The following is a 15,878-nucleotide window of genomic DNA, read 5'->3' as shown; positions in this document are numbered from 1 at the left end:
ACATTCACCTCGAGGCCGTTCTTGCGCGACCATCCACCCTGAGGCGTTCTTGCACGAACATCCACCTCGGGCCGATCTTGCACGAATATTCACCCCCGCGCCGATCTTGCAGCCCTTTCCGGGTCCCGACGGGAAGAAAGCTGCAAGGTCTCTCCGGCGCAGTAGACCTTGCACGACAAACCACGCCCAGACGTGAAGAACCATGCAAGATCTGTGAAGGTGGAGAACCATGCAAGATCTACGAGGCTGGCGCCCCAGGGCGTGAAGAGCCGGGCAAGATCGCCGCGAGGGTGGAGAGCAGTGCAAGATCTACGAGGCTGGCATCCCAGGACGTGGAGAGCCGGGCACGGTCGCCGCGAGGGTGGAGAGCAGTGCAAGATCTACGAGGCTGGCACCCCGGGGCGTGACGGATCGTGCGAGATCGCCGCGGGTGGGCAAACTCGTGCAAGATCCCTAGGTTGACGACTCCGACCCGGGCGCCGCCCTCGGCACGTCCTGCGAAAGGATCGAGGCCGGTTCGCAGGCCTCGGGCGACGCCTCGTGATGGCGATACGGCGGCACGTATCTGCTGGTAGCGAGGTTATTGATCAAACTTCAGGATCGGCGGTGACGACCGGCCGGGGTTGTCAGAGTGTGCCGTCGCCGGCCGCGGTGCCCTCGAAGACGGCGGCCAGCGTCTCGACGCCGCCGCCCCAGGCGGCTGCCGCCACCGCGGCGACCACAGTCGCGGCGCGCAACGCGTGGTACATCCCGCGGCCGGTGCCGGCGTCGGCCAGGTTGCGGGCCACCGCCCGGGGCAGGGTGCGCCGCAGGTAGTCCTTCTCCGCGCCGAGCTCCTGGTCCTTCGGCATCAGCCCGGCCATCTGCACCTTGCCCCGGCCCTCGGCGTAGCAGCGCCGCATCAGGAACCCGAACGTCGACCGCTCGGCCGGCACCTCGTGGTCGATGGTGGCGTCCGGCACGTACATCCAGCGGCCGCCGGCGGCCGAGCTCATCCGCAGGCACAGCTCGGTGTCCTCGGGCCGGTTCTGGTCGCCCAGCTTCCCGAACCCGGTACGGAAGCCGCCGACCGCGAGGAACGCGTCCCGCCGCACGATCATGTTGGCCGACCACACGTTACGGATCTGGGCGGTCCGGGTCGGCATCCCGGTGTAGGACACCCCGACCGCCCAGAGCAGCTCGTCGGGCATCCAGGTGGGCCGGGTCTTCGCCCAGGCCGGGATGATGCCGCCGCCGGTGCCGACCACCGACTGGTCGGCGAACGGCGCCAGTTGCCCGGCCAGCCAGCTCGGGCTGGCCACCGTGTCGTCGTCGAGGAAAGCGATGAACGGCGTCCGGGTGTGGAAGGCGCCGGTGTTGCGGTTGCCGGAGGCGCCCCGGGCATACGCGTTCTCCAGGACGGTGACGCCCGGGAACTCGGCCCGCACCCGGGTGGCCATCGCCGGATTGTGGTCGACCACGACCACGATCTCGGCGGCCGGGTGGGTCTGGGCGTGGGCGGAGGCGATCGTCCTGGTGAGCGACGCCCAGCGCTTCTCGCTGTGGGTCGGGATGACGATGCTGACGTCGTCGGTGCTGCGGCTGGGCTCCACGGGGTCGGCTCCTTGGTGCGGGGGGAGTGGCGAAGCCTGGCGGACTTTCCTGTGGTGAACCTGTGGATTCGGGCTCCTGTCGATGGCGAATCTGTGAGTCCGGTCGCTCGTGAATCGCCCGTTCCGCAACTCCGGTGAGTAACGAATCCATTCCTCCGAGCCCCGGTTCCGAGGAGTGGCTTCAGCCTTACCCGGAGTGATCGTCGCGAGGAAAAGTCAGACCGGCGCCGAGCCTCACTCCCGTAGCGCATAGCGGCCGAGCAGCGGATCGTCGGGAGAGAGCTGCCGGAGGCCGGCGAGCATCGCCCGGACGTCGTCGGCGTCGTCCTCCACCTCGGCGATGGCCCGGATGCCCGCCTGCGGCTCGTAGTAGATCTGCCCGGAGAAGTCGATCTCGGGCTGCCCGGCCAGCTCACGAAGCCGCAGCCCGGTCCGGAGCTCGGCGGCCAGTGGGACCAGCCGGTCGCTCTCGACCGAGACGGTGCGTTCCCGGCCGCCGACGTTGAACCTGATGTACCAGTTCTGGAAGGAGGTCTCCGCCGGGTACGGCCGGCCGGTCCGCTGGTGCACGACCCGCAGATCCGGCGCCTTGCCGGCAGCCCAGAACACCTGGTTGCCGTCGGTTTCGACAGCCGTCATCAGCTCCTTGGCCCGGTCCAGCGGGTAGCCGGTGACCGACGCCTGCCAGTGCTTGCCCCGGTCGTCGGCCCAGATCCAGGAGTAGTCGACGGTGTCGTCCCGGCTGAACTCGTACCGGACGGCTGGTCGGCCGTTGAGAACGTCGTCGACGCGGACCGGCGCCGGGACCGGCTGGACGCCACCGTCCTCGAACGAGATCCGGTCGACCGGCCCGCTGACCGAGACGCCGCCCCGCATCACGCCCTGGCCGTCGAGGTCCGAGGCGACCAGGGACGGGGTGATGCAGGCGGCCGGCCCGGTCGAATCGCGGGCGAAGACGTCGACGAGCTGCCAGCCCTCCGGCACCACGGTCGGGAACAGCCGCACCTTCGACTGGCCGGGCCGGATCGGCTTGGCATAGCCCTCGTGGACGCCGCCGCAGCTGAGCGTGCCGTCGGCGGCGACCGCCGCGGTGATCAGGCCGTCCTCGCCGCGGTCGTGCATGCCGGGCCCGGCGATGGTGATGCCCAGCGGCACGCTGACCGCGACCACGGTCAGCCCGGCCAGCAGGGCGAGCCGCCGCCCGGTGAGCAGCGCCCGGAGCAGCCCGCCGCCACTGTGAACGGGCGCCGCAGTCAGGGCCCGCCGGGTGTCGACGGCGACGCGGATCGCGGCGAGCCGTTCCTCGTCGCCTGGCTCGGCGGCCGGAACCGGGTTCGCCGTGAGCAGGGTGGGCAGGGGAGCTGGCAGTCGGTCACGGCTCATCGCGGGCCTCCGGGCGCGGTGACGGGAAAGGTCTCAGCGGATCGGGCCCCCGGAACCCGGCGACCGGAATCCGCACGGTCCGCAGCGACCGGCGGGATGCCACCCGGCCGGGCTTCAGGGGCCGCGGCGACCGGCGGGATGCCACCCGGCCGGGCCTCGGCCGGCGGGATGCGACTCGGTCGGGCTTCGGCCGGCGGGATGTCAGCCGGCCGCGTTTCAACCGGCCGGATGTCGGCGATGTCGGCGGTGTCGTCGGCGAGGCGTTTCATGGTGGCTTTCAGGCGTTGCCGGGCCCGGTGCAGCCGCACGGCCGCCGTCGCCCGGGAGCACCCGAGCGCCTCCGCCGCCTCGGACCGGCTCAAACCGTCCCAGGCGAGGAGCATCAGCAGCTCACGATCGTCGGCCGGAAGCTCGTCGAGAGCCGCCCCGGCCAGCCCGTCGGCCACCTCGGGGACGCCGGTCCGCTGCTCCTCGGCGAGCCGAAAGTGCAACGCGTCCCGGCGCCGTTCGCTGCGGCGCAGGTTGGCCGCGACCTTCCGGGCCACCCCGAACAGCCATGGCCGCGCCGCCTCCGGAACGTCACCGAGCCGCCGCCAGGCGATCACGAACGTCTCGGCGACGACCTCGTCGGCCTGCTCCCCGTCGACCCGCCGCCGCGCGTATGCCAGCACGTCGGCCGCATGCTCCCGCCACAGCCGGTCGAACCGCTCCTCATCGGCGGCATCGTCGCCCACCGCGCCTCCCCGTAGTCCGGACCACCCTGTCACCTCTGTCGGTGTCCGGCACCCGACGCCCGATTACCGCCACGGAGAGAAAATTTCCCGGAGCCTCCGAGCCAAAGCAAGCCGAAGCGGGCCGGACCGAGAGCCAGAGGAGGAGACGGAGAAAGCCGCTCACCGCCCCGCCGGAACGCGCTCCATCAACGTGATCCCGAGCAACGGATAGCTCCACCGCTGCACCACCCGGTACGCCCCGCCGATCAGCGCCCGCTTGGCATCCGACATGTCAGCCAGCGGATCGGCAGGCGAGTCCACCCGGATGATCCAGATCCGGGGCGGTGCGCCGAGACAGGCCGCCTCCGGGCATTCGGCGGCCAGGAACCGCCCGTCGACCCGCTGCCCCGACACGGCGAGCACATCCGCCGGCCGGGGATCCCGCAGGTACCGGGCCCACATGTCCCGGGGCGCCCACCCGATGCTCGACGGCCCGTCCGGGAACACCGCGACGTCCCCGGCCCGGTACCGCTGCTGGACGACCTGGGCGATCCGGGCCGAGTCCTCCCCGTGCCCGGCCGGTTCCCGGATGTCGACGTGGGTGGGCCACCCGAGCAGAGCGACCAGCCCGATGACCGCAGCGGTCCGGCTGCCGGCCGCGCGGGCGGCGAGGACGACGAGCGCGGGCATGGCGACGAGCACATACCGGGGCACCCAGATCTCCGCGACGGTCCCCACCGCGAGCAGTAGCGCGGGCGGCAGGAACCCGGCCGCGGCGAGCGCCCACCCGATCGAGTCCCGGCGCAGCCCGGCGATGGCGAGCCCGAGCACCACACCTCCGGTGATCGCCGAGACGAAGAGTTGCGCCGGAAGCAGCCGCAGGGTCTGTACCCCGACCGGATTGATCCACGAGATCTGCGCGGTCTGCCCGGCCGCGTAGACCAGCAGGGCGGCCGGCGGAAGCCCGCCGGCCAGGGCGCCGGGCAGCCAGAATCGCCAGACCCGGACCCCGGCGAGACCGTGCCCGGCCACCATCAGCAGCGCGCTGAGCGGATGAAAGACCCCGGTGAGCCCGACGGCGGCCGCATAGACCGCGGCCCGCCCTACCCCGGGCCGGTCCAGGAGGCGGAGGAGCGCGAGGAGGGCGATCGAGGCGAAGAGCACGGCGATGGCGTACGGCCGGGCCTCCTGCCCATATCGGGAGACGACCGGCAGCACCGCCCAGAGCAGCCCGGCGAGCAGTCCGACGGTGTCTCCGGCGGCGCGACGCCCGATCTCGGCGACGACGACGGCGGTGAGCACGGCCGCGACCAGAGACGGCAGACGGAGAGCGAAAGTCCCGGTACCGGCAAAACCCGCAAAGACCTTCAAAGCCGCATAGTACGGGGTGACGACCGCATCAACCGTCCCACCGAGCCGCCACAGCTGCTCCCAGTCGAGCCGGACCACACCCCAGGTGGCGAGTTCGTCGGCCCACAGCGCGGCCCCGGTCAGCCGCCACCCGCCGAGCATCGCCGTGACCACCGGCGGAAGCACCCACACCAGGACCCGGAGCCGCGACACAGCCGGCGGAGTGGCGGTCGGGGCCGGGCTGGGTGCGGTGACGACGCTGATGACGAACTCCCGGACATGGCGGCGAAGCGCCCAGCCTAGGACCCGCACGAGCCGGATCGTCGATGCGCGGCGAAGGGTTCAGGCAGAGTTCACCGGGGTCAGCCCTTGACCGCGCCGGCCGTGATGCCGGCGACGAAGTGGCGCTGGAGGAACGCGTACGCCAGGATCATCGGCAGTGACGCCACCACCACGCCGGTGAACAGCAACGGGTAGTCGGTGAGGTATTCGCCCTGGAAGTCGAGCAGCGCCAGCGGCAGGGTGCGTTTCGCCGGGTCGTCGATGAACAGCAGTGGGTAGAGCAGGTCGTTCCAGTGCATGACCAGCAGGAAGATCGCGGTGGCGGCCAGACTCGGGTAGGACACCGGCACCGCGATGCGCCGGAACGTGGCCCATGGTCCGGCGCCGTCGATCTCGGCCGCCTCGTAGAGTTCGGGCGGCAGCGTGCGCATGAAGCCGGCCAGGATGAAGACCGCCACCGGCAGCGTCACCACCACGTCGACCAGGATCAGCCCGGTCAGGCTGTCGCGCAGGCCGAGCCGGTCGAACTGCACGTACTGCGGGATCATGATCGCCTGCGCCGGGATCGCGAGGCCGATCGCGAACACCCCGAAGAGCAGGGCGGACGGCCATTTCGGCAGCCGCGCCACAGCGAACGCGACGAGACTGCCGAGCAGCAGGGTCACCGGCACGGACACCGACACCACCAGGACGCTGTTGCCGAGCACCCGCAGCAGATCCTGCTCGCCGAGCACCTTGGCGTAGTTGTCCAGCGTCGGATTCGTGGGCAGCCCGAACGGCGCGGCGAACAGGTCCTGTGTGGTCCGCAGACTGCCGGCCACGATCACCAGGATCGGCACCGTGATCAGCAGCGTGTAGGCGGTCAGGATCAGGCGCCGGCTCATCCGTGGGCCACCTTTGCGGCTCGGTTCTGAAGGTAGGTGACCAGCGCGATCGCCACCATGAACACGATCGATTCGGCGGCGGCGTAGCCGAGCTGCGAGTTCGCGAACGTGGTGTAGATGCGGGTGGCGAGCACGTCCAGGCCGGACCGTGGCGGGTTTCCGGCCAGGCCCAGGATCAGGTCGAACGCCTTGAACGACTGGAGTGTGGTGTAGGCGATCACCAGCGTCGTGGCCGGCGCCACCATGGGCCAGGTGACGTGCCGGAACTGCTGCCAGCGTCCGGCGCCGTCGGTGGTCGCGGCCTCGTACAACTCCTGGGGTATCTGATTTATCCCGGCGATGTAAATGATCATCATCTGTCCGGCGTGGAACCAGATCTGCGCCATTGCCACCCAGAGGATCGCGGTGCCCTCGTTCCCCAGGAACGCCGATTTCCACGAGCCCAGCCCGACCGTGTCGAGAACGGTGTTGATCAGCCCGAAATTCGGGTCGTAGACGAATTTCCAGATGAACGCCACCGACACCGACGACAGCACGGTCGGCAGAAAGAACAGACCCCTTAAAAGCTGAGACCCTTTTGTTCGTACGGCCAGGAGCACCGCCAGCAGCAGCGCCAGGGCGGTCTGCCCCAGAACGACCACCAGCAGGAACTTCAGGTTGTTGGTGAGCGCGTTCCGGAACAGGTCGTCATCGGACACGACCTCGGTCAGGTTGGCCGGCCCCACATTGTCGAATGTGGAGCTGTAACCGTCCCAGTCGGTGGTCGCGTACCGCAGGCCCTGCACGGCGGGAAGCAGGAAGAATCCGCCGTACAAGGCCAGCGCGGGCGCCGCGAAGAGAAAGAGCTTGAACTTCATTTCTTCTTCTGGTCGATGACCTTCTGTGCCTCTTCAGCGGCCTGTTCCGGGCTCTTTCCGCCGGCCACCTGCACGGTGGCGTTCTCCACGGCGCTGCGCACGTCCAGGTTGGTGAACTGGAAACGCGGGGCGAGGGCGGTTTTCCTGGTGAGCCACGGCGCGAGCGCCTTGAGGTCGGCGTTGGTGTACTCGACACCCTTGACCGTGACGTGCTGGGCGGTGCCGTTGGCGTAGACGCCGGCCACCGCCGGGTCGGACAGGTGCTCCAGCCAGGCCAGCGCCGCGCCCTGCTTGGTGGACTTGGCGTTCACCCCGAGGATGAAGGTGGCGTTGTGGACACCCTCGTACCTGGCCTTGTCGGCGGTGGTGGTGATCGGGGCGAGCAGGTCGATGCCGAACGTGGCGCCGAGCTTGCGGACGCCGGCGACCTGGAACGAGCCGGTGGCCAGCAGGGCCGCCTTCCCCTGGGCGAACAGGGCGAGCGCGGCGTCGCTGCTGGTGCCGGTCGCGCCGGACTGGAAGTAGGGGCGCAGTTCGGCGTACTGCTGGAGAACGGTGAGGAACCAGTCGTCGGTGACCTTGTGCTCGCCGGTCTCGATCTTGCCGAGGGCGTCGTCGGCCGGCGCGTTGTTGACCACCAGCACGTTGAGCAGCTGCCCGGCGTTCGCCGCGTCGCCGCCGGGCCAGGCGATCGGCGCGACGCCCTGGCTCTTCAGCTTGTCGGCCAGGGCCAGGAAGCCCTGCCAGTCCTTCGGGGCCTCGCCGAGCCCGGCCCGGCTGAGCAGGTCGGTGTTGGCCAGCGGGGTGTTGAAGACCAGCTGGTACGGCACACCGAGCTGCTTGCCGCCGTCGGAGCCCGCGGTGATCAGCGACGGCTCGTACTTCTGCAGGAGCGCCTGTCCGGTCAGGTCGGTGGAGACGCCGGCCTTGGCGATGTCGAGGAACTGCGCGCCACGGAACGCGGTGAACGCGTCGCCGATCGAGCCGCCGCGCAGTTTCTGGATGGCGGTGCTCTGGTAGTCGGCGGACGGGGAGATGTCCTGCCGTACCGAAATCTTGCCGTTGGTCTTGGTGAAGTCGGCCAGGATCTTCTCGAAGACCTCTTTGTCCTCGGCCCGCCAGTGGGCGAAGGAGATGTCGCCCTCGCGCGGCCCGGCGAGGCCGCTACCGGTGGCGGTCTTGTCGGCGGTGCCGGAGCCACCAGGCCCGGCGCAGGCCGCCAGCAGTGAGGCGGCGCCGGTACCGGCGGCGAGACGCAGCAGATCGCGTCGGCGCAACGTGGTCATTTATCGGTTTCTCCTGTCGAGGAGCCGAGGAGGCCACGGCGCCGGAGTTCGGGCAGCAGGCCCTCACCGGCGTGGTACGCCTCCTCGAGGTGCGGGTATCCGGAGAGGATGAATTCGTCGATGCCGAGGTCGTGGTACTCGGCGATCCGGTCGGCGACCTCGGTGTGGCTGCCGACCAGGGCGGTTCCGGCGCCGGGACGGACAAGTCCGACTCCGGCCCAGAGATTGGGGTAGATTTCCAGTGCTTCGCGGGACCCATCGCTCTGGAAAGCACTGTGGAGGGCGAGCATCCGCTGTTGCCCGACCGAGTCGGCCTGGCGCAGCGACGCCTGCGCCTTCGCGATCTGGTCCGGGGTGAGTGCGTCGAGCAGCGCGTCCGCCTCGGCCCAGGCCTGTTTCGCAGTGTCCCGGGTGATCACGTGCAGCCGGATCCCGAAGCGCCCGGTGTAGCCGAGGTCGCGCAGCGCGGCGATCTTCCCGGCCACCGCGGCGGGCGGCTCACCCCAGGTCAGGTAGACCTCGGCGTGGTCGGTGGCGACCCGCAGGGCGGCCGCGGAGGAGCCTCCGAAGTAGATCGGCGGGGCGTCGAACCGGCGCGGGGCGAGGGCGCCGGCGACGTGGAAGTGCTCGCCCTTGAAGTCGAACGGGCCGGTCCAGGCGCCGCGCAGCACGGTCAGGAACTCGCCGGTCCGGGCGTACCGCTCGTCCTTGCCCAGCCAGTCGCCGAAGCGCTGCTGTTCGGCGGCGTCGCTGCCGGTGACGATGTTGAGCATCAGCCGGCCGCGGGAGATCCGCTGGAAGGTGGCGGCCATCTGCGCGGCCAGGGTGGGGGAGAGCGAGCCGGGCCGGAACGCGACCAGGAACTTCAGGGTGCTGGTCTCGCGGGCGATCGCGGCGGTGGTCAGCCAGGCGTCCTCGCACCAGGTGCCGGTCGGGGTGAGCACCCCGGTGAACCCGGTGCGCTCGGCGGCGCGGGCGACGTCGATCAGATATTCGATGTCCGGCTCGCGCAGAGCCGCACCGTCGGTGTGCGTGCTGCGTCCGCCGCGATCGTCGACGCCCACGATGGACCGGCTGTCACCGGTCGTGGGCAGGAACCAATGCAGGACCACGGGCATAGCCGGGAATATATGTGCGGCATCTCCTATCGAACAAGGGGGTGAACTAGAATATGTGCACGTTCTCACACAGTGGCTGCTCGGCGGCGGCCACCGGGACCGTGAAGACGAAGATCGTTCCCCCGCCCGGGTTGGGCAGCGCCTCGATGTGACCGCCGTGCCGCTCCACGATCCGGCGGCAGATGGCCAGCCCGAGGCCGGTGCCGGGCATCGCCGTGCCGTTGCTGGCCCGGTGGAAACTGTCGAAGACGGCGGCGTGCTCCCCGTCCGGGATGCCGATCCCGCGGTCCGCCACCTGCACCCGCACCGTGCCGGCGCCGTCCACCCGGGCCGTCACGTCGATCCGCGGCGCCTGGCCCGGCGGCGTGTACTTGATCGCGTTGCCGAGCAGGTTGTCCAGCACCTGCCGCAACAGCACCCGGTCGCCGAGCACCCGCGGCAGCGCCCCCACGAACACGTCGGGCCGGCAGCCCGCCGCGTCCGGCGCGTCGGTCCGGGCCGTCACCACGTCGTCGACCAGCTCCCGCAGGCCCACGTCCTCGACCCGCATCGTCGCGTCCCGGGCCGCCGTGTAGTCCAGCAACTCCATGATCAGCGTGTGCATCCGGTCCGCGCCGGCCATCACCCGGCCGGCGCTGCGCAGCGCGTCCTCCACGGCCGCCGGATCCGGATCGTCCAGCGCGTCGACGATCAGCTCGGCGTACCCGCGGATCGCGGCGAGCGGCGCCTTCAGGTCGTGCGCCACCACCCCGGCGAACCCGCGCAGCTCGTTCTCCACATGCTTGCGGTCGGTGATGTCGTGGAAGACGGCGACCGCCCCGCCCTCCCCGGCCACCGTCACGATCGGCCGGGCCGACACGCTGATCACCCGCCCTTCCGGGTGCGCCGCATTGCGGACCAGCATCTCCACCTGCTCGCTGCTCACCCCGCCGAGCGCCCGGGTCAGCGGCATCTCCGCCACCGGGTACGCCGTGATCCCGTCCAGCCGGTACAGCCCGAACCGCTCCGCCCACTCGTCCGGCCCGGTCGCCCCCTCGTGCCGTCCGAGGATCCGCCGCGCCGCCGGATTGTCCAGCAAGAACCGGCCGTCCGGCCCGACCACGCCCACCCCGTCGCTGATCCCGTCCATCACCGCCAGCAGCAGCTCGGCCTGCCGGCGCGACTCCTCCTCGCCGGCCAGCAACTCCTCGGTGGCCAGCCGCACCCGCTCCTCGGCACGTTCCCGGCCGGCCACCAGCACCCACACCAGCAGCGTCAGCAGCATCGTCAGGCACAGGCCGCCGACGACCACCGCCGTCGGCAGCGCGCTCGCGGCGCCCGGCAGCCGCCTGCCCACCGCGGACAGGTGCAGGGTCCAGGTGCTGTCGGCGACCGGGACGTTCACCGTACGGCTGAGATCGCGCTCGCCGGAGACGGGCGCCCGCAGCTCCGCGACGGTGACCTCACGCCGTTCCGAATCGTCGGCGCGCAGCGCCAGATCCAGCAGGTTCTGCCCGGCCCGGGCCAGCGTGGCGCCCATGAAGTCCTGCCCGCGAACGCCCAGCAGGATCCAGCCCAGGAACCGCCGCTGCTCGCCCTGATAGACCGGCGCGCTCAGCACGAACGAGTTCTGCCGCTGTTCCGGCGGTTTCGCCCCGTCCACGAGCAGCTGATAGGTATCGGACACGGCCACCGTGCCGCTGCGGCGTGAGGCGGCCATCGCGGCGGCCGGCGCCTCGGCCCGCATCAGATCCACGCCGGGGTTCAGCAGACTGCCGTCGAGCGAGGTCAGATACACCGCGAAGGCATGGTCGCCGTGCCCGAACGCGTCGAACCGCAGATCCGGCGCGCCCCGCTGCCGCCACGTCTCCTGCACCTCGGCGACCTGGTCGTCGGCGGCCGGCACGACCAACCCGATCGTGCTCGCCCCGGCCAGTTTCATCGACTTCAGCGGCTGGGTCAGGGCCGCGTACTCGGACCGGGTCAGCACCTCCTGCGCGCCCGCCGCGGCCGCCGTGGTGAGCAGGGTGTCGACATAGCGCTGCGTCTCGGTGCGCACGGCCTCGGCCGCGGCGGCGGTGCGGCGGTCCATCTGGACCCCGCCGTTGGCGGCATCGTGCCGCTCGAGCACGACGCCGACGCTCAGCGTCACCCCGCACCCCACCGCCGCCATCAGCGCGCTGATGACCGCCCGCTTCCCTCTCACCCCTGCCTTATCGGGCGCCCCGGCAGCCGGACTGAGACCTCTATCACCCCGGCTGTCTCTAAACCCGCGCCCGTCAGTGCCGCCGGGGCAGCAACCAGCTCACCCGTCGCACCAGCTCGCCGGGGTTCACCGGCTTCGGCATGTACTCCTCGGCCCCGGACACGTACGCCAGATCAATATCGGTCTCGGTGGCCATCCCACTCAACATGATCACCGGGATCTCGGCGGTCGCCGGATCGGCGTGCATCTGGTAGCAGACACTCAGCCCGTCCATCCCCGGCATGGCGATGTCCAGCACCACCAGATCCGGCCGGGACTCCCCGATGAGCGTGAGCGCCGTGCACCCGTCCGCCGCGGTGACCGTCCGGTACCCGGCCATCTCCAACTTGAACGCCACCAGATCCCGGACCCCCTCGTCGTCGTCGACCACGAGCACCATGGGCCCGGCAGTGGTACGCGGGAGAACTGGCGCGATGTCCATCAGAGCCGTCATGTTGTCTCCGGTTCTCGAGGCCGGCGGTGATCCACCACCGAGGTGACCCGAGCAATCGGCCCGAGAACCGCTTTCCCCAGACGAATCCGAGTTGCCACCAGGTTTCTATTCGGTACGGCCACCCCTCCCCGACCACACCACCAGTCCCACAGCCCCCGCCCGCGAGGAGGCCGAAGCTCACCACCGAATCGCGCCGCCCGCCGACCTGGTGAGCAGCCGCCGCCGGAGGTTCGTCGGCCCAGTCACCGCCGAGCCCGCGAGCCGTCGCCTACCACCGGAATACGGAAGGTTTTACCGTGCTGAGCGACGGCCGAGACCGCCAGCCGTCGTTCAGCACTGGGTTGTGGGTGGTTTTGCCGTGCTGAGCGACGGCTGAGCCCGCGAGCCGTCGTCCAGCACTGGAATGACGGCGGGTTTACCTGCCTCAGCGACGGCCGGTGGGTTGCGGGGCTCGTTCCGCGGGGCCTCTGTTGCTGGTTGCGGGTAGCGCGGGGCGGTAACGTCCATCAGCGCACACATTGACCGATTGCGTGCTCCGGTCCATGCCCGCCCAGGGACAGGAGCACACGTAGGGCCGATTGTGAGCGTTCATCCACGCCGGGACGACTACGTGGGCACACACAACGCCAACGTGTGCGCTCGTCATCGTTACGGCGACGGCGCCACCTGCCGGCGGTGCCCCTACGCGCCAGGTGGCGAAGCCCCGGCGGACGGCGCCCTACGCGTCAGGTGGCGAAGCTCCGGTGGGCGGACCGGGCACACCCGTCAGTGTGGGGCGGGGCGGTGGGGTGTCTCAGCGTGCTTGAGGCAGCGGGGAGAGCTCGGGGGTGGCTTCGGTGGGCTGGGGGACGGCGTGGGCGAAGGGCTGGACGGGGAGGCCGGCCTGGCGGGCGGTCACCGCTCGTTCGGGGCGGCTCCGGCCCAGGAACGTCACCGTCCAGCGGATCAGGGAACTCGCCCGGTTCCGGCCGCGCGGCAGGTATGCCCAGTGCACGCCCAGCCAGAGGAGCCAGCCGGCGAGGCCGCTCAGGCGTACCCCCCGAAGATCGGCGACCGCCGAGAAGCGGGACACCGTCGCGATGTTGCCCTTGTCGAAGTAGTGGAAGGGTCTGCCCGCCGGCTTGCCGGCGAGGCGGCGCCGGATGGTCCGCCCGGCGTGAGCGCCGCCCTGAATGGAGACCTGCGCTACGCCGGGCAGGCCGTCGAGGCTCATCAGGTCGCCGACCACGAAGATCTCCGGGTGGCCGGGGACGGTCAGGTCCGGTTCGACGAGGATCCGGCCGGACCGGTCGGTGGGGGCGCCGGTGGCCGCCGCGATGCGGGCGGCGAGCGGCGCGGCGGCGACACCGGCGCTCCACACCCGGGTCATCGCCTCGATCCACATCTCAGAGCCGGCCGCGGCCGCGCCGGAAGAGGCGCCGGCCGCGGTGGGAGAGGCGCCGGCCGGGGTGGGAGAGGCGCCGGCCGGGGTGGGAGAGGCGCCGGCCGCGGTGGGGGAGACGCCGGTCGAAATGGAGGCGGCGCTGGGCGAGGCGGTGACCTGGACGCCGGCCGGGGAGACGTCGGTGACCAGGGTGTTCACGTGGATCTCGACGCCCAGCCGAGCGAGCCGGCGGGCGGCCGCCGCCGACGAACCCGGGCTGAAGGTGGGCAGGATCCGGGACGCCGCGTCGATCAGGACGATGCGGGCCTGCGCCGGGTCGATGCGCCGGTACTCGCCGGGCAGGGTGCGGTGGGCGATCTCGGCGATCTGCCCGGCCAGCTCGACGCCGGTCGGCCCGGCCCCGACGATCGCGAACGTCATCCAGCGGGCCTGCTCGGCCGGGTCGGTGGCGAGTTCGGCCATCTCGAAAGCGGTCAGGATGCGGGACCGCAGCTCGACCGCGTCGTCGATGCTCTTCAGGCTGATGGTGTGCTCGGCGAACCGGTCGTTGCCGAAGTACGACTGCGCGGTCCCGGCCGCCACGATCAGCGTGTCGTAGGGCACCTGGTAGGGCAGCCCGCCGGGCGCGGTGGCGGTGACGGTGTGGCCGTCGACGTCCACATCGGTCACCCAGCCGAGCAGCACCTCGGTGTTGGGCTGCCCACGGAACAGCTCACGGACCGGGGTGGCGACCTCGCCGGGCGAGAGGACACCGGTGGCGACCTGGTAGATGAGGGGTTCGAACACGTGGTGGTTGGTTCCGTTGATGACGGTGACGTCGGCCGGGGCCTTCCGGAGAGCCCGTGCGGCGTGCTTGCCGCCGAAGCCCGCTCCGATCACGACGACCCGGTGCCGTGCCTGTCCGATCATTTCGATCACGCTCCTCGCATCCAGTAGAACCCATCGGAGGGGGCCATAAGTCCTGGTGGGAGCGAGGGCATCATCACTGTCACAAAAGGCCGGGGTACCTCGTCGGTACCCCGGCCTTTTGTGTGGGAACGAGTTACTGGACGACGAAGAGCAGGCGGTTCGGGGAGCCGGATCCGGCGTTCGTCACCACACCCGTGGTGGCGTTGCTGGTCAGGGCCGAGGTGACCTGGGCCGGGGTGTAGCTCGGGTTGCGGGACAGGACCAGGGCGGCCGCGCCGGCCACGTGCGGCGACGCCATCGAGGTGCCGCTGATCGTGTTGGTGGCGGTGCTGCTGGTGTACCAGGCCGACGTGATCGACGAGCCGGGCGCGAAGATGTCCAGCGTGCTGCCGTAGTTGGAGAAGCTGGACCGGGCGTCGGTGCTGGTGGTGGAGCCGACCGTGATGGCGGTGGCGACCCGGGCGGGGGAGTAGTTGGCGGCGTTGGCGTTGGAGTTGCCGGCCGCGACGGCGTACGTGACACCCGACGCGATCGAGTTGCGGACCGCCGTGTCGATGGAGGTGCTGGCGCCGCCGCCGAGGCTCATGTTGGCGACCGCCGGCTTGACCGCGTTGCTGGTGACCCAGTTGACGCCCGCGATGACGCCGGCGGTGGTGCCGGAGCCGGAGCAGTTGAGCACCCGTACGCCGACGAGTTTGACGGCCTTGGCCACGCCGTACGTGGATCCGCCGACTGTGCCGGCCACGTGCGTGCCGTGCCCGTTGCAGTCGACCGCGCCGCTGCCGACGGCGTCGTAGCCGGCCGTGGCCCGCCCGCCGAACTGGCTGTGGCTGTAGAGGATGCCGGTGTCGATGATGTAGGCGGTGACGTTGGAGGCGGTGACCGGGTAGGTGTAGGTGGTGCTGAGCGGCAGTGCCCGCTGGTCGATGCGGTCGATGCCCCAGGTCGCGTTGGACTGGGTCGCGGCCAGCGTGATCACCTGGTTCTGCTCGACGTATTCCACCTTGCTGCTGGCGGCGAGCCGTTTGGCCTGCGCTTCGGTGAGGGTGGCCTCGTACCCGTTGAGGGCTTTGCCGAAGCTGCGTTTGACCGTGCCGCCGTACGACTTGGTGAGCCCGGCCTCCTGGGCGCCGGATTTCAGGACCACGATGTAGCTGCCGGGAACCGCGTCGGCGGTGCCGGCGAGCCGGATCTGGCCGGTGGCCGGTGCGGCCGCGACCGGGGTTCCCGTCGCGACGACCGCGGTCGCCAGTGCGAACAGACCGGCGGCCAGGATGCGGCCGCTGCTGTGTCGAATCGCCATGATCTTCCTCTCTCGTGCCTGTCGGCGGAGCACGGGGGATGGATGCTCATCGCTCGACAGCTCCGAGCCGAGAGTATTCGTGACGGCTGTTAACAACTAGATATCGAACTGTATATATCTCCGGCTAAGTGATGTCCCG

Annotated in this window: 12 protein-coding genes; all 12 read right to left on the bottom strand. The window is 70.6% G+C overall.

The genetic code is table 11. The features are described 5' to 3' along the window. Window positions 1-626: 626 nt before the first annotated feature. The 12 genes from AB0E94_RS21445 to AB0E94_RS21390 all read right to left on the bottom strand — a co-directional run bounded on the left by AB0E94_RS21445 (window position 627) and on the right by AB0E94_RS21390 (window position 15,739). Window positions 627-1,592 carry a glycosyltransferase family 2 protein gene (locus AB0E94_RS21445; RefSeq protein WP_360328681.1) on the bottom strand — a complete coding sequence of 322 codons (966 nt, stop codon included), beginning with the start codon at window positions 1,590-1,592 and terminating at the stop codon, window positions 627-629. Between the two features lie 234 nt (window positions 1,593-1,826). Further along, window positions 1,827-2,975, bottom strand: coding sequence for a hypothetical protein (locus AB0E94_RS21440; RefSeq protein ID WP_360328679.1), 1,149 nt, complete (start codon window positions 2,973-2,975; stop codon window positions 1,827-1,829). Further along, on the bottom strand, window positions 2,972-3,709 hold the full coding sequence (locus AB0E94_RS21435) for a sigma-70 family RNA polymerase sigma factor (RefSeq protein ID WP_360328677.1): 738 nt from the start codon (window positions 3,707-3,709) through the stop codon (window positions 2,972-2,974). The genes AB0E94_RS21440 and AB0E94_RS21435 overlap by 4 nt, the downstream gene beginning before the upstream one ends. Before the next feature lie 159 nt (window positions 3,710-3,868). Next, a complete protein-coding gene (locus AB0E94_RS21430; RefSeq protein ID WP_360328675.1) occupies window positions 3,869-5,350 on the bottom strand; it encodes a glycosyltransferase family 39 protein in 1,482 nt (493 codons plus the stop codon). A 50-nt stretch (window positions 5,351-5,400) separates the two neighbouring features. Further along, window positions 5,401-6,204: a carbohydrate ABC transporter permease gene (locus tag AB0E94_RS21425; RefSeq protein WP_360328673.1), complete on the bottom strand. Its 804-nt coding sequence runs from the start codon at window positions 6,202-6,204 to the stop codon at window positions 5,401-5,403. Beyond that, a complete protein-coding gene (locus AB0E94_RS21420) occupies window positions 6,201-7,061 on the bottom strand; it encodes a sugar ABC transporter permease (RefSeq protein WP_360328671.1) in 861 nt (286 codons plus the stop codon). The genes AB0E94_RS21425 and AB0E94_RS21420 overlap by 4 nt, the downstream gene beginning before the upstream one ends. After that, window positions 7,058-8,347 (bottom strand): extracellular solute-binding protein, encoded by a 1,290-nt coding sequence (locus AB0E94_RS21415; protein WP_360328669.1) that lies wholly within the window; start codon window positions 8,345-8,347, stop codon window positions 7,058-7,060. Before AB0E94_RS21415 ends, AB0E94_RS21420 begins: the two co-directional genes overlap by 4 nt. Further along, window positions 8,344-9,465: an LLM class flavin-dependent oxidoreductase gene (locus tag AB0E94_RS21410; protein WP_360328667.1), complete on the bottom strand. Its 1,122-nt coding sequence runs from the start codon at window positions 9,463-9,465 to the stop codon at window positions 8,344-8,346. Before AB0E94_RS21410 ends, AB0E94_RS21415 begins: the two co-directional genes overlap by 4 nt. Before the next feature lie 46 nt (window positions 9,466-9,511). Continuing rightward, window positions 9,512-11,650: an ATP-binding protein gene (locus AB0E94_RS21405; RefSeq protein ID WP_360328665.1), complete on the bottom strand. Its 2,139-nt coding sequence runs from the start codon at window positions 11,648-11,650 to the stop codon at window positions 9,512-9,514. A 73-nt stretch (window positions 11,651-11,723) separates the two neighbouring features. Next, a complete protein-coding gene (locus tag AB0E94_RS21400; RefSeq protein WP_360328663.1) occupies window positions 11,724-12,143 on the bottom strand; it encodes a response regulator in 420 nt (139 codons plus the stop codon). A 793-nt stretch (window positions 12,144-12,936) separates the two neighbouring features. Further along, the gene (locus AB0E94_RS21395) at window positions 12,937-14,436 is read right to left on the bottom strand and encodes an NAD(P)/FAD-dependent oxidoreductase (RefSeq protein WP_360328661.1); all 1,500 of its coding nucleotides are present in this window, start codon (window positions 14,434-14,436) and stop codon (window positions 12,937-12,939) included. Window positions 14,437-14,569: 133 nt separating this feature from the next. Then, complete coding sequence (locus tag AB0E94_RS21390) at window positions 14,570-15,739, bottom strand: S8 family peptidase (RefSeq protein WP_360328659.1); 1,170 nt, start codon at window positions 15,737-15,739, stop codon at window positions 14,570-14,572. Window positions 15,740-15,878 lie beyond the last annotated feature (139 nt).

It is taken from the genome of Actinoplanes sp. NPDC026670, from assembly GCF_040638175.1.
Lineage (GTDB): Bacteria > Actinomycetota > Actinomycetes > Mycobacteriales > Micromonosporaceae > Actinoplanes.
The sequence above is the reverse complement of the archived record's forward strand: the minus strand, read 5'-3'. Positions and strand labels throughout refer to the sequence as shown.

What these genes read in the sequence shown, in the direction of transcription:
- AB0E94_RS21440 (WP_360328679.1), bottom strand. Translation starts at nt 2,975, where the DNA reads ATGAGCCGTGACCGACTGCCAGCTCCCCTGCCCACCCTGCTCACGGCG.
- AB0E94_RS21425 (WP_360328673.1), bottom strand. Translation starts at nt 6,204, where the DNA reads ATGAGCCGGCGCCTGATCCTGACCGCCTACACGCTGCTGATCACGGTG.
- AB0E94_RS21420 (WP_360328671.1), bottom strand. Translation starts at nt 7,061, where the DNA reads ATGAAGTTCAAGCTCTTTCTCTTCGCGGCGCCCGCGCTGGCCTTGTAC.
- AB0E94_RS21415 (WP_360328669.1), bottom strand. Translation starts at nt 8,347, where the DNA reads ATGACCACGTTGCGCCGACGCGATCTGCTGCGTCTCGCCGCCGGTACC.
- AB0E94_RS21410 (WP_360328667.1), bottom strand. Translation starts at nt 9,465, where the DNA reads ATGCCCGTGGTCCTGCATTGGTTCCTGCCCACGACCGGTGACAGCCGG.
- AB0E94_RS21400 (WP_360328663.1), bottom strand. Translation starts at nt 12,143, where the DNA reads ATGACGGCTCTGATGGACATCGCGCCAGTTCTCCCGCGTACCACTGCC.
- AB0E94_RS21395 (WP_360328661.1), bottom strand. Translation starts at nt 14,436, where the DNA reads ATGATCGGACAGGCACGGCACCGGGTCGTCGTGATCGGAGCGGGCTTC.
- AB0E94_RS21390 (WP_360328659.1), bottom strand. Translation starts at nt 15,739, where the DNA reads ATGGCGATTCGACACAGCAGCGGCCGCATCCTGGCCGCCGGTCTGTTC.